The sequence below is a fragment of the Lentzea sp. NPDC060358 genome (genome assembly GCF_042725365.1).
Taxonomy (GTDB): domain Bacteria; phylum Actinomycetota; class Actinomycetes; order Mycobacteriales; family Pseudonocardiaceae; genus Lentzea.
In genome coordinates, this window is record NZ_JBHXCW010000032.1 from 13,372 (window position 1) to 25,512 (window position 12,141).

Consider the following 12,141-nt stretch of genomic DNA (forward strand, 5'->3'; position numbering starts at 1 on the left):
ACTGCCGGGGAGCGGCTCCAGCCTCACGTCTGCTCGGACGCCACCGACCACGTTACCGGACCGGCGCACCCGGTTTTCTCACTCGCCGCGAGCCTTGCGCCGTTGTTCCTCCGCGCGCTCCCGGCACCGGCGGAGGAACTCCTCGTCGTCCGCCGCGCTCGTGGCCGCGAACCGGCCCGGCCGGTCGTACTCGGGGAAGGCGGGCGCACTGCGTTCGTGCGCACCGAAGCGCACACGACTGCTCCCCGCGACCGGACGTCCGGCGACGAACCACGCGATGGACCCCACCAACGGGAACAGCAGCACCAGCAGCAGCCACAACAGCTTCGGCAGGTTGCGCACGGAGCCGTCGTCGGTCGTGACCACGTCCACCACCGCGAAGATCACCATGCCCAGCACGAGCATGCCGAACAGACCGCCGAAGTACAGCATCTCCACCCCCAGGTAGCGCGATCGCCGACCATCGTGGCACAAACGACCTCCGCTCGAGAGCTGTTTCACCAGCGATGGGACGGATGTCGCTGAGCACCAGAACTGCTGCGCGTCCGTTGCCGCCGCGCCAAGCGGGTCTTAGCGTCGGCCGCATGCCGAACGGTGCCGAGACCCTGCTGGAAGTGCTGGCCGCGCACGACGTCGAGGTCGTGTTCGGCCTGCCCGGCGTGCACAACCTCGCCGTCTGGGAGGCGCTGCGCACCCGTCCCGGACTCCGCATGATCGGCGTGCGCCACGAGCAGACCGCGGTCTACGCGGCGGACGGTTACGCGCGCGCCACGGGCAAGCTCGGCGTGGCGGTCGTGACCACCGGACCCGGCGCGGCGAACACAGTGGGCGCCACCGGTGAGGCCTGGTCGTCGGGCAGTCCGGTGCTGGTGATCGCCACCGACATCCCGTCGACCCTGCGGCGCCCCGGCGTCCACCGGGGCGTGCTGCACGAGACGCGGGACCAGAAGGCGATGTTCGAGCCGGTCACCAAGGCGTCGTTCGACGTGCCCGCCGCGCACGAACTGGGCGCGTGCGCCGACCGGGCCGTCCACCAGGCCCTGCGGAGCCCGCAGGGACCCGTTTACCTCGGCGTGCCAACGGATTTCCTCACGGCGGAGGTTCCGCGCCACGTGCCGGAGAGGGTCGAGGAGACCCACCTCGTCCCCGACCTGACCGATGCGGCGGCGTTGATCGCGCGGGCGACCCGGCCCCTGATCTGGGCCGGTGGCGGCGCGGCGCGTTCGGGCGCCGGCACCGCCGTCGAGTCGTTGGCGGAGAAGCTCCGAGCACCGATCATCACCACGTATGGCGCACGCGGACTGGCGAACAGTCCTTACGTCGTAAGGGGCCCGGTGCACGCACCGCCCGTGGGCAGGCTGTGGGACGAGGCCGACCTCGTGATCGCGATCGGCACGGACTTCGACGGCATGATGACGCAGAACTGGTTGCAGCCCAAGCCGTCCGCACTGCTGGCCATCAATGTCGACGAGGCCGAGGCGAACAAGAACTACCCGGCCGACGTCACGCTCGTGGGCGACGCGGCCGCGGTCACCTCCGCACTCGCGGACGTGGTCGGCGAAAAAGAAGCCGTCTTCGACGTCGGCGCGGTCAACGCCGACGTGCGCGCGTTCGCGGAGGCCGACTCGCCCGAAGCCATGACGTTCCTGGGCGCACTCGAAGGAACCGACGCGATGGTCGTCGCCGACATGTGCATTCCCGGCTACTGGATCGGCGGCTTCCACCACGTCACCGGCGCACGCGGCCTCGCATACCCGGTCGGCTGGGGCACGCTCGGCTTCGGCTTCCCGGCGGCGATCGGCGCGGCCGTGGCGCGCAGGACGATCGCGGTGGTCGGGGACGGCGGCTTCCTGTTCGCGTGCGGAGACCTCGCCACGCTCCGGCAGGAGGACCTGCCGGTGACGATCGTCCTCGTCGACGACGGCGGCTACGGCATGCTGCGCTACGACCAGCGCGCCGCCGGGCACGCGACCACCGGCGTCGACCTGACCCGGCCGGACTTCGTGAAGCTCGCGGAGAGCTTCGGCATCCCGGCCGTCTCGCTGCAGGGCTTCGACGGGCTGGCGGACGCGCTGGCCGCCACCTCCGGTCCCGCCATGATCGTGGTCGGGGCGAGCCTGCGCCCGCCGGTGAACACCTCGCCCCGCTGGTACCGGCGAAACACCACCTGACCAGGCGTCCTGCCGGTACCGTCCGGCCATGAGACGTGGGCTGGGAGTCGTCCTCGCCGTGCAGGCGGTGGTGCTGACCGCGCTGTCGGGGCGGTACGGCTTCCACCGCGACGAGCTCTACTTCATCGCGGCGGGCCGCCACCCCGCGTGGGGCTACGTCGACCAGCCGCCGATCACGCCTATGCTCGCCCGCGCCGCGGTCGGCCTGTTCGGCGAGACCCCGGCCGGTCTCCGTGTCGTGGTGACGCTCCTCGCACTGGCGACCACGGTCGTGGTGGCCCTCATCGCGAAGGAGCTCGGTGGCGGCGCGGTGTTCGCCGCGGCAGCGTCGGCGACGTCGACGTTCGTGCTCGCCCTGGCCCACATACTCTCCACCACGTCGGTCGACCTGCTGGTCTGGGTGCTCATCGGCTACTTCGCGGTGAGACTGCTGAAGACCCGCGACGGACGCTGGTGGCTCGCTCTCGGCGCGACCGCGGGGATCGGGCTCGCCAACAAGTGGTTGCTGCTGTTGCTCCTGGCGGCACTGGCGATCGCGTTGCTCGCCGCCGGTCCGCGCGACGTCCTGCGGACCTGGTGGCTGCCCGCCGGCGCGGCGCTGTGCCTCGTGATCGCCGCGCCCGTGGTGGTGTGGCAGGCGGTGCACGGCTTCCCGCTGCTCACGGTGGCCCGCGGCATCAGCGAGGACGACGGCACCGAGAACCGCGTCCTCTTCCTGCCCATGCAACTCGTCCTGCTGTCACCGCTGCTGGTGCCGGTCTGGGTGGCAGGCTTCCGGACGCTGTGGCGCGACAGGACCTTCCGCTCGCTGGCCCTCGCCTACCCGGTCCTCTGCGCGCTGTGCCTGATCACCGGCGGCAAGCCCTACTACGCCGTCCCGCTGCTGCTCGTGCTGCTGGCGGCGGGCGCCCGCCGGAGCGGGGAGTGGCTCCAGCGGCACAAGCCGCTGGGCGGTGTGCTCGCAGCGCTGAGCGTCGTACCGGCGGTGGTCGGCTCGCTGCCGGTCCTCCCGCCGAGCGCCATCGGCCCGATCCTCGCCATCAACCCCGAACAGGGCGAACAGATCGGCTGGCCCGAACTCGCCGGAACCGTCGCCAAGGCCTGGGACGAGAACGACCGCCCCGTCGTCATCACCCGCAACTACGGCCAGGCCGGTGCCATCCAGGCCTACACCGACATCCCCGTCCACTCCGGCCACATGTCCTTCTACGACTGGGGACCGCCACCCGGAACACCGTCCGGGAAAGTGCTCCTCGTCGGCTTCCACGCCCCGCCGTTCACGGACTGCAGTCGCGTCGCACAGCAGAAGAACGTCGTCGAGAACGAAGAAGACGGCACGGAGATATGGACCTGCACGGCACCGTCCCAGCCGTGGACGGAAATCTGGCCGAAGCTGCGCCGCTACTACTGACGGCTGGCAGACTCACCCGGTGACCCGGACCTGGCCCCAGACCCACGCCGACGACGAGACCGCGCTCGCCTGGCAGTTCCTCGCCTTCCTGCGCGAGACCGCCGTGCTGAAGGTCGACGGCCTGACCCGCGACCAGGCCGCGGCGGCCCCCGTCGCCACCTCGCCGAAGCTGACGGCGCTCGGCGTGCTCAAGCACCTCGTCGCGGTCGAGCGGTACTGGCTCTGCATCGCGGGCGCGGGCCTGGAGCTGCCGTCGTTGTGGCAGGGCGACCCCGACCCGTCGTGGGACCTCTCCGAGAGCGACACCCCGGAGTCGTTGATCCAGGCCTACCGCGAGGAGTGGGCGAACGCCGAGGCGTTGCGGCAGCGAGACCCCGGCGACACCGCGGCCGACGACGAGCGCACCGTGCGCTGGATCCTGGCCCACGTGGCCCAGGAGACCGCCCGGCACGTGGGCCACCTGGACCTGCTCCGCGAGCTCGCGGACGGCCAGACCGGCGAGTAGCGCCCTCGTTCCCCGTCAAGCCTCCCCGGGCCACAACGGCGCGAGCGGCACGACGACGCCGTCCAGCGCGTTGTCGACGATCGCACCGGCCAGCGGCATCAGCGAGGCCCGCGACCACACCAGCCGCTCGCGCAGCGCCGGGAACGCCAGCGCCGCCGCGGCCTGCTCGACCACCTCCTGGCGGTCGTGCTGCAGGCACCGCAGCAACGCGTCGGACGCCCCCGTCACCCGGACCCCGGACCAGGCCAGCCTGCGGACCGCGGCCGCCGCCTGGCTGCGCACCCACCACTTCGAGTCGCGCAGGCGCCCGACGACCGGCGGCAGGGCGGCCGGATCGGCGGTGTCGCCCAGGGCCGTGATCGCCACCTGCCGCCGGGTGGCCAGCCAGTGGGTCGCGTCCGGCGTGATGCGCTCGACCGGCCGGGCCCGGCGCAGCCTGGTGATGCCGTACAGCCACACCCACGGGCTCCGGTACACCTCTTGGCCGAGCCACCGGCGGACCGGCCCGTCCGTCTCGGCGTAGAAGTGCCGCAGCGCGAACCGCGGATCGCGGTCGGGATCGCGCTCGGCCAGCACCCGGCACAGGAGCGGGCGCACCGGACCCGCGTCGTCGAGGGTGCCGAGAATGATGTCCTCGACGCCCGGCTCGGCGCTCTCGATCAAATTCCTGATGTGGGCACGCTGGTCCGGCGATCCCCAGTCCCCGGTCCCAGCCAGCGCCCCATCGCTGCTGAGTTCCCCCATTTCCCCATCATGGCCGACTCGTGTGCTCACCCACAGCGTTTTCGCACACTTCCCGGAGAGCGCTTACCGCATCTCGCACCAGCGGGTTCGTGTTCGCGGTGCGGTGGACGACGTGCACGTGCCTGCGCAAAGGCCGGTGCCGCAACGGCATCGCGTGCGTCCCCGGCAATGCCCTATACCCGAGCGCGGGCACCAGGGCAACGCCGACGCCGGCCGCCACGAGCGATTGCACGACCTCGTAATCGTTGCTCCGGAAAGCAATTCTCGGCGCGAATCCGGCGGCCGCGCACAACCGCGTGAGACAGGTGGCACCCGAAGTGCCGTCCCGTGACGCGATCCAGCGTTCGCCCCGGAGATCCTCGATCCTGACGTTGTTCTTCGCCGCCGGGTGCCCGGCCGGCACCATGACGAGGAGCGCCTCGTCCAGCAACGGCACGACGGTCAGCTCCTCCGGCCACGTCCTCGGCACGAGGTCGTAGGCGTAGACCAGCGCCACGTCGAGCTCGCCGGTCAGCACGAGCGGCAGCACGTCGTCCGGCTCCGCCTCGTCGAGGCGGATCTCGGCGTCCGGCAGGTCCGCCGACAACCGCGCCAGCGCCCTGGGCACCACCCGCGCGCTGGCGGTGGGGAACGTGCCGATCCGCAGGCGCCCCCGCAGCCCCTGCACCATCGCCTTCACCTCGTGCTCGAACCCGTCGAACGCCGCGAGCAGCTCCCCGCCGCGGTCGGCGATCATCAACGCCGCGCCGGCGGGCCTGATCGAGTGCGCCTCCCGTTCGAACAGCGTCACGCCGACCGCCCGCTCGAACGCCGAGATCTGCTGCGACACGGCCGACGACGTGTAGCCGAGCCGGCGCGCCGCCTCGGCGAACGACCCCGTCTTCACGACCTCGACGAGCGTGCGGAGATGGACCGGGTTGAGCATCAGGACAGCTTATGCTCGACCACGCCAGGTTTCAGTCTGCGACCTCTGGCGGAACCACCGGGCACGCACCAGGGTGGATGGATGCCCTACGTCTCCACGAACCCGGCGAACACCTCTGACGTGGTCACCGAGATCGAGCTCGGGACCAGCCGCACCTTCGTCGAAGCAGCGCAGCGGGCGAAGACGGCACAACGCGCGTGGGCACGCGTGCCCGCCCCCGTGCGCGGACAGGTCATCGGCAACATCGGCAGGCTCGTCGCGGCGAACTCCGAGCGGCTCGCCCAGCTCGTGACCCGCGAGATCGGCAAGCCGATCGCCGAGGCCCGCGGCGAGGTGCAGGAGATCGTGGACACCTGCGACTTCTTCGTCGGCGAGGGCAGGCGCCTCTACGGGCAGACCGTCCCGTCCGAGATGCCCGACAAGCAGCTCTTCACCTTCCGCACCCCGGTCGGCACGGCGGCGATCATCACCGCCGGCAACTTCCCGGTCGCCGTGCCGTCGTGGTACATCGTCCCGGCGCTGCTGTGCGGCAACTCGGTCGTGTGGAAACCCGCCGAGTACTCCGCCGCGTCGGCCCAGGCCTTCTACGACGTGTTCCAGGCAGCCGGCATCCCGGCCGGCGTCTTCGAGATCGTCTTCGCCGAGGGCTCGGAGACGTTCGACGGCCTGGAGCAGTCGCTCCGGCAGGGCCTCGTCGACAAGGTCGGCTTCACCGGGTCGAGCGAGGTCGGCGTGCGGATCGGCGAACTGTGCGGACGCCACCTCCAGACGCCGTGCCTGGAACTGGGCGGCAAGAACCCGATGGTCGTCACCGAGGACGCCGACCTGGACCTGGCCGTGCAGGGCGCGCTGTTCGCCGGCTTCGGCTCCGCGGGCCAGCGCTGCACCTCGCTCGGCACGGCGATCGTGCACGAGTCGGTGCACGACGAGTTCCTGGCCCGGTTCGTCGAGGCCGTGTCCGCGGCCACCGTGGGCGACCCGGCCGGCGAGGTCCTCTACGGACCGCTGCTGGACGAGAAGTTCGCGCTGGCCTACGAGAAGTACCTCGGCTGGATCGGCGAGCACCACCGGGTGCACGGCCCGACCGGCCGCATCACGGACTCCAGCCCGCGCAACGGCTTCGCCGGGGAGAACGGCTTCTTCTACCACCCCGCAATCGTGTCCGGTGTCCGCGCCGACGACGAACTGTTCCTCCAGGAGACGTTCGGCCCGATCGTCGGCGTCATGGCGTACTCGGACCTGGACGAAGCGATCGAGCTCGGCAACAAGCCGGGCTACGGCCTGTCGTGCTCGATCTACACCACGGACCCGAACAAGGCCTTCCGGTTCCGCGCCGGCATCTCCGCCGGAATGGTGAGCGTGAACAACTCGACGTCCGGGGCCGAGGCGCACCTGCCGTTCGGCGGCAACGGCAAGAGCGGCAACGGCTCCCGGCAGTCGGGCGTGTGGGTGCTCGACCAGTTCACCCGCTGGCAGTCCATGAACTGGGACTACTCGGGGACGCTGCAGAAAGCGCAGATGGACACTCTCGAGATCGAGGCGAACCTTGACTTCCGGCTGGCCTGAGCTGCCTGGTCAGGCCGAGGTCGTCGTCATCGGCGGCGGGGTGATGGGCACGTCCATCGCTTTTCACCTCGCCGAGGCAGGCGTCCGGGATGTCTTGGTCGTCGAGAAGGACGATCTGGGCTCCGGCTCCACCAGCAAAGCGGCCGGCGGGGTGCGCGCCCAGTTCTCCGACGAGCTGAACATCAGGCTCGGAGCTCGGTCCATCGAACTGTTCCAGCGCTTCCGGCAGCGACCGGGGCAGGAGATCGATCTGCACCAGGTCGGCTACCTGTTCCTCCTCTCTTCCGACGATGACGTGACGGCGTTCGAGCGCAACGTCGGCCTCCAGAACTCCCTCGGGGTACCCAGCCGCATGATCACGGTCGAGGAAGCCCGGCGTAGGTCGCCGTTGATCGAAGCGGACGGACTGCTCGCCGCGGCCTTCTCCCCGGACGACGGCCATTGCACTCCGGAGTCGGTCGTCCTCGGTTATGCCACCGCGGCCCGCCGGTTCGGTGCCCGCTTCAGCACCAGAACTGCCGTGAGATCGATAGTAGGGACGGGGTCCGACAGTTTTCGCGTCGAGACCGACCGGGGTGCCGTTTCGACGCCCGTCGTCGTCTGCGCGGCCGGCGCGTGGTCGCGGGAGATCGGCGAGATGGTGGGCGTCGACCTGCCGGTTTCCCCGCTGCGGCGGCAGATCATGTTCACCGGTCCCCTGCCGGAGCTACACGATCGGGTGACTCCGTTCACCATCGACTTCGGCAGCACCTTCTACTTCCACCGCGAGGGACCCGGCCTGCTGTTCGGCATGTCCGACCCGGACGAGACGCCGGGCTTCAAGCTCGGCATGTCCGACGCGTGGCTGCCGCGCCTCACCGAGGCCATCGGCCGGCGGGCGCCGAGACTGCTCGACGTGGGCGTGCGCGACGGGTGGGCCGGGCTGTACGAGGTCACGCCGGACCACAACGCGCTCATCGGTTCGGCCGGCGGGTTCTTCTACGCCACCGGTTTCTCCGGGCACGGCTTCCTGCAGGGTCCCGCGGTCGGCGAGGTCGTGCGCGACCTCGTGCTCGGCCGCGAGCCCTTCGTCGACGTGTCCGCCCTGGACGCTTCCCGCTTCGCCGCCGACCGGGCGCGGCCCGAACTCAACTGCGTGTGAGGACAGCGATGGACGTTCTTCAGCTCATGGACGAGTGGGGACCGGAGAAGGTCGTCTGCGTGTCCGACCGGCGCACCGGCATGAAGGGCGTCCTCGTCATCGACAACACCGCGCGCGGCATGGGCAAGGGCGGCACGCGGATGAGCCCGCACGTGACGGTCGCGGAGATCGCCCGTCTCGCGCGCGTGATGACGTGGAAGTGGGCGGGTGTCGACCTGTTCTTCGGCGGCGCCAAGGCGGGCATCGTGTTCGATCCCGCCTCTCCCGACAAGGAGTCCGCGTTGCGGGCGTTCGCGCGCAAGCTGTCCAACGAGGTGCCGCGCGAGTACGTGCTCGGCCTCGACATGGGCCTCACGGAACGGGACGCCGCGATCGTCCAGGACGAACTGTCGGACCGCGGCGCTATGATGGGCGCACCGGCTCAACTCGGCGGTCTCCCGTACGACGAGCTGGGCGTCACCGGGTTCGGCGTGGCCGAGGTGGCGGACGAACTGGTGGAGCTGCGCGGGAAGCGCGTCGCCGTCCAGGGTTTCGGTGCGGTCGGTGCCGCGGCGGCCAAGCGGTTCGCCGAGCTCGGCGCCGTCGTGGTGGCGGTCTCGTCGGTGCACGGCGCGTTGGTGGACGCCGACGGCCTCGACGTCGCACGGCTGCTGGCGTTGCGGGGCCGCTTCGGCGACCTCGCGGTGAAGGAGTACGGCGACGTCCACGAACTCGGTGCCGAACTGAGGGTGCCGTGCGACGTGCTGGTGCCGGCGGCGCTGCAGGACGTCATCGACGCGGACCTGGCGGGCGAGCTCGACACCACCCTGGTGGTCGAGGGCGCCAACCTGCCTACTTCCGTTGCGGCGCAGGAGGTCCTCGCCGGGCGCGGGATCACCGTCGTGCCGGACTTCGTCGCGAACGCCGGAGGCGTGATCGCGGCGGCATTCGGGATGGACGCGCGGTACTCGGCGTTCCCGGTGGACCCCGCGACGGTGCTGGACGCCGTGTCCTCGAAGCTGAGGGCGAATGCGGCCCGCATCGTCGCCGAGGCCAGAACCCGCGGCACGACACCACATGCGGCCGCGCGCGAGCTGGCACAGGAACGCGTGCTGGCCGCGATGAAGCTGCGGGGCCGGGTCGCGTGACGGCGGCACCGGTGCCGCACCCCGCTCCGGCGCAGGCCGGGGAGTGCACGACGACGCTGCGGAGGCGAACCCCATGAGCTCTCTCGAAGGCGTGGTGATCGCCGACTTCAGCCGCGTGCTGGCGGCGCCCTACGCGACGATGGTGCTGGGCGACCTGGGGGCCGAGGTCGTCAAGGTCGAGCAGCCCGGCAGGGGCGACGAGACCCGCACGTGGGGCCCGCCGCACTACGAGGACGAGGCGACGTACTTCCTGTCCGTCAACAGGAACAAGACGTCGGTGCAGATCGACCTGTCCACCGCGGCGGGGCGCGAGCAGGCCCGCGAGCTCATCGCACGGGCGGACGTGGTGGTCGAGAACTTCAAGCCGGGCACGATGAAGAAGTTCGGGCTGGACTACGAGTCGCTGGGGCGCGACGACCTCGTCTACTGCTCGATCTCGGGGTTCGGGTCCGGCAAGGGCGCGGACCTACCCGGCTACGACCTGGTCGTGCAGGCCGTGGGCGGGTTGATGAGCGTGACCGGGCCGGGCCCGTACGAACCGGTGAAGACCGGTGTCGCGCTGGTCGACGTCCTCACCGGGCTGCACGCGTGCGTGGGCATCCTGGCGGCGCTGCGGCACCGGGAGGCGACCGGGCTGGGTCAGCTCGTCGAGCTGGACCTGCTGACCGTGCTGCTGTCCAGCATGGTGAACCAGAGCGCCGGGTTCACGCTGGCGGGCTCGGTGCCGAAGCCGATGGGCAACCGGCACCCGTCGATCGCGCCGTACGAGGTGTTCCCGACGGCCGACCAGCCGATCGTGCTCGCCGTGGGCAACGACCGGCAGTTCCGGCGGCTGTGCTCGGTGCTGGACGTGCCGGAGGCGGCGACGGACCCGCGGTTCGTCGCGAACTCCGCCAGGGTCGAGCACGTCGACGAGCTGTTCGAGATCCTCTCGGCCCGGCTGCGGACGCGGCCGGCGCAGCACTGGTTCGAGACGCTGACGCCGCTCGGTGTGCCGTGCGGCCCGGTGAACGACGTGGCCCGCGCGTTCGCGCTGGCCGAGTCGCTCGACCTGGACCCGACCGCGACGATCGGCGACATGACGCTCGTCGCGAACCCCATCCGCCTGTCGCGCACGCCGGTCACCTACCGGCTGCGCCCGCCGAAGCTGGAGCGATGACGTGCAGGACCCGTTGCAGTTGCTGGACGTCCCGTCGCTGCTGAGCGACGAGGACCGCGACATCCAGGCCACCGTCGCGGCGTTCCTCGCCGACCACGTCCGGCCGCACATCGCGTCCTGGTTCGAGGAGGGCGTGCTGCCGCGCGAACTAGCTCGCGAACTCGGCAAGCTGGGCGTGCTGGGCATGCACCTGGAGGGCTACGGCTGCGCGGGGACGTCCGCGCTGGCCTACGGGCTCGCGTGCCTGGAGCTCGAGGCGGTGGACAGCGGTATCCGCAGCTTCGTGTCGGTGCAGGGCTCGCTGTCGATGTACTCGATCCGGGAGTACGGGTCGGAGGAGCAGAAGCAGGAGTGGCTGCCGCGCCTGGCCGCCGGTGAGGCGATCGGGTGCTTCGGGCTGACCGAGCCGGACTTCGGCTCCAACCCGTCGGGCATGCGCACGCGTGCCGTGCGCGACGGCGCCGACTGGGTGCTCGACGGGTCCAAGACGTGGATCACCAACGGCGGCCTCGCGGACGTGGCGACGGTGTGGGCGCGGACCGAGGAGGGAATTCGCGGATTCCTCGTTCCGAGGGGCACGCCGGGATTCTCGACGCGAGACATCAAGAACAAGCTGTCAATGCGAGCATCCGTCACATCCGAGTTGGTGCTGGAGAACGTGCGGCTGCCGGAAAGCGCGCGGCTTCCGCTCGCGACTTCCCTGCGCGCTCCCCTTTCCTGTCTGAACGAGGCGCGGTTCGGGATCGTGTTCGGCGCGGTCGGCGCCGCGCGGGATTGTCTGCAGGCGGCGCTCGGCTACTCCGCCACACGCGTCCAGTTCGACAAACCGATCGCCGCGTTCCAGCTGACGCAGCGCAAGCTCGCGAGCATGTCCGTGCAGGTGAACACCGCGATGCTGCTCGCGTTGCACCTCGCGCGGCTCAAGGAGGCCGGCACGCTGCGGCCCGAGCAGATCAGCGTCGGCAAGTACAACAACGTCGAGGCGGCCATCTCGATCGCGCGGGAAAGCCGCACGATCCTCGGCGCCAACGGCATCTCTTCGGAGTACTCGCCGCTGCGTCATGCGAACAACCTGGAATCCGTGCTGACCTACGAGGGCACTTCTGACATCCATTTGCTATCCATCGGCCACGCGTTGACCGGAATCGCCTCGTTCCGCTGATCGTTCGCCTTATCCTGCAACCCACAATGGGGGATCGCGGGTGGGAGGACGTTCTGCCGGAGGAGACAAGCAGCCGCAGTGACGCGCGCCGCAACCGCAAGCGATTGCTGGATGCCGCGACGCACGTCCTGCGGGCTGAACCAGCTACGGCGACGATGCAGTCCATCGCGCGCAAGGCAGCGCTTTCGCAAGCGACGGCGTATCGGCACTTCCCGTCCGTGGAAGCGTTG

At 70.6% G+C, this 12,141-nt stretch carries 11 protein-coding genes and 1 pseudogene; 9 read left to right on the forward strand and 3 right to left on the reverse strand.

Annotated elements, in window-relative coordinates; all coding sequences use genetic code 11:
• Positions 1-78: 78 nt before the first annotated feature.
• Positions 79-432 carry a PLDc N-terminal domain-containing protein gene (locus ACFWGZ_RS09900; RefSeq protein ID WP_382451133.1) on the reverse strand — a complete coding sequence of 118 codons (354 nt, stop codon included), beginning with the start codon at positions 430-432 and terminating at the stop codon, positions 79-81.
• A 152-nt stretch (positions 433-584) separates the two neighbouring features.
• On the opposite strand from ACFWGZ_RS09900, the gene ACFWGZ_RS09905 reads away from it, so the two are divergent.
• From ACFWGZ_RS09905 to ACFWGZ_RS09915, 3 genes are read left to right on the forward strand one after another with little or no spacing between them, the layout of a single operon-like run.
• Entirely contained in the window at positions 585-2,171 is a 1,587-nt protein-coding gene (locus ACFWGZ_RS09905) for a thiamine pyrophosphate-binding protein (protein WP_382451102.1), read from the forward strand.
• Positions 2,172-2,199: 28 nt separating this feature from the next.
• Positions 2,200-3,582 carry an ArnT family glycosyltransferase gene (locus ACFWGZ_RS09910; RefSeq protein ID WP_382451103.1) on the forward strand — a complete coding sequence of 461 codons (1,383 nt, stop codon included), beginning with the start codon at positions 2,200-2,202 and terminating at the stop codon, positions 3,580-3,582.
• A gap of 19 nt (positions 3,583-3,601) precedes the next feature.
• Positions 3,602-4,087 carry a DUF664 domain-containing protein gene (locus ACFWGZ_RS09915; RefSeq protein ID WP_382451104.1) on the forward strand — a complete coding sequence of 162 codons (486 nt, stop codon included), beginning with the start codon at positions 3,602-3,604 and terminating at the stop codon, positions 4,085-4,087.
• Positions 4,088-4,102: 15 nt separating this feature from the next.
• Here the strand turns inward: ACFWGZ_RS09915 and ACFWGZ_RS09920 are convergent, their stop codons facing one another.
• On the reverse strand, positions 4,103-4,750 hold the full coding sequence (locus ACFWGZ_RS09920) for a HEAT repeat domain-containing protein (RefSeq protein WP_382451105.1): 648 nt from the start codon (positions 4,748-4,750) through the stop codon (positions 4,103-4,105).
• A gap of 88 nt (positions 4,751-4,838) precedes the next feature.
• Positions 4,839-5,756, reverse strand: coding sequence for a LysR family transcriptional regulator (locus ACFWGZ_RS09925; protein WP_382451106.1), 918 nt, complete (start codon positions 5,754-5,756; stop codon positions 4,839-4,841).
• Between the two features lie 81 nt (positions 5,757-5,837).
• Between ACFWGZ_RS09925 and ACFWGZ_RS09930 the strand changes: the two genes are divergently transcribed.
• The 6 genes and pseudogenes from ACFWGZ_RS09930 to ACFWGZ_RS09955 all read left to right on the forward strand — a co-directional run.
• Positions 5,838-7,322: an aldehyde dehydrogenase family protein gene (locus ACFWGZ_RS09930; protein ID WP_382451107.1), complete on the forward strand. Its 1,485-nt coding sequence runs from the start codon at positions 5,838-5,840 to the stop codon at positions 7,320-7,322.
• Positions 7,323-7,365: 43 nt separating this feature from the next.
• On the forward strand, positions 7,366-8,463 hold the full coding sequence (locus tag ACFWGZ_RS09935; protein ID WP_382451134.1) for an NAD(P)/FAD-dependent oxidoreductase: 1,098 nt from the start codon (positions 7,366-7,368) through the stop codon (positions 8,461-8,463).
• A gap of 8 nt (positions 8,464-8,471) precedes the next feature.
• Entirely contained in the window at positions 8,472-9,590 is a 1,119-nt protein-coding gene (locus ACFWGZ_RS09940) for a Glu/Leu/Phe/Val dehydrogenase (protein ID WP_382451108.1), read from the forward strand.
• 73 nt (positions 9,591-9,663) lie between these two features.
• On the forward strand, positions 9,664-10,749 hold the full coding sequence (locus ACFWGZ_RS09945) for a CaiB/BaiF CoA transferase family protein (RefSeq protein WP_382451109.1): 1,086 nt from the start codon (positions 9,664-9,666) through the stop codon (positions 10,747-10,749).
• Position 10,750: 1 nt separating this feature from the next.
• Positions 10,751-11,911: an acyl-CoA dehydrogenase family protein gene (locus ACFWGZ_RS09950; RefSeq protein WP_382451110.1), complete on the forward strand. Its 1,161-nt coding sequence runs from the start codon at positions 10,751-10,753 to the stop codon at positions 11,909-11,911.
• Between the two features lie 26 nt (positions 11,912-11,937).
• A pseudogene (locus ACFWGZ_RS09955) lies at positions 11,938-12,138 on the forward strand (TetR family transcriptional regulator); the annotation flags it as partial.
• Positions 12,139-12,141: the final 3 nt, after the last annotated feature.

What these genes read in the sequence shown, in the direction of transcription:
- ACFWGZ_RS09905 (WP_382451102.1), top strand. Translation starts at nt 585, where the DNA reads ATGCCGAACGGTGCCGAGACCCTGCTGGAAGTGCTGGCCGCGCACGAC.
- ACFWGZ_RS09935 (WP_382451134.1), top strand. Translation starts at nt 7,366, where the DNA reads ATGGGCACGTCCATCGCTTTTCACCTCGCCGAGGCAGGCGTCCGGGAT.
- ACFWGZ_RS09930 (WP_382451107.1), top strand. Translation starts at nt 5,838, where the DNA reads ATGCCCTACGTCTCCACGAACCCGGCGAACACCTCTGACGTGGTCACC.
- ACFWGZ_RS09925 (WP_382451106.1), bottom strand. Translation starts at nt 5,756, where the DNA reads ATGCTCAACCCGGTCCATCTCCGCACGCTCGTCGAGGTCGTGAAGACG.
- ACFWGZ_RS09900 (WP_382451133.1), bottom strand. Translation starts at nt 432, where the DNA reads ATGCTGTACTTCGGCGGTCTGTTCGGCATGCTCGTGCTGGGCATGGTG.
- ACFWGZ_RS09940 (WP_382451108.1), top strand. Translation starts at nt 8,472, where the DNA reads ATGGACGTTCTTCAGCTCATGGACGAGTGGGGACCGGAGAAGGTCGTC.
- ACFWGZ_RS09910 (WP_382451103.1), top strand. Translation starts at nt 2,200, where the DNA reads ATGAGACGTGGGCTGGGAGTCGTCCTCGCCGTGCAGGCGGTGGTGCTG.
- ACFWGZ_RS09945 (WP_382451109.1), top strand. Translation starts at nt 9,664, where the DNA reads ATGAGCTCTCTCGAAGGCGTGGTGATCGCCGACTTCAGCCGCGTGCTG.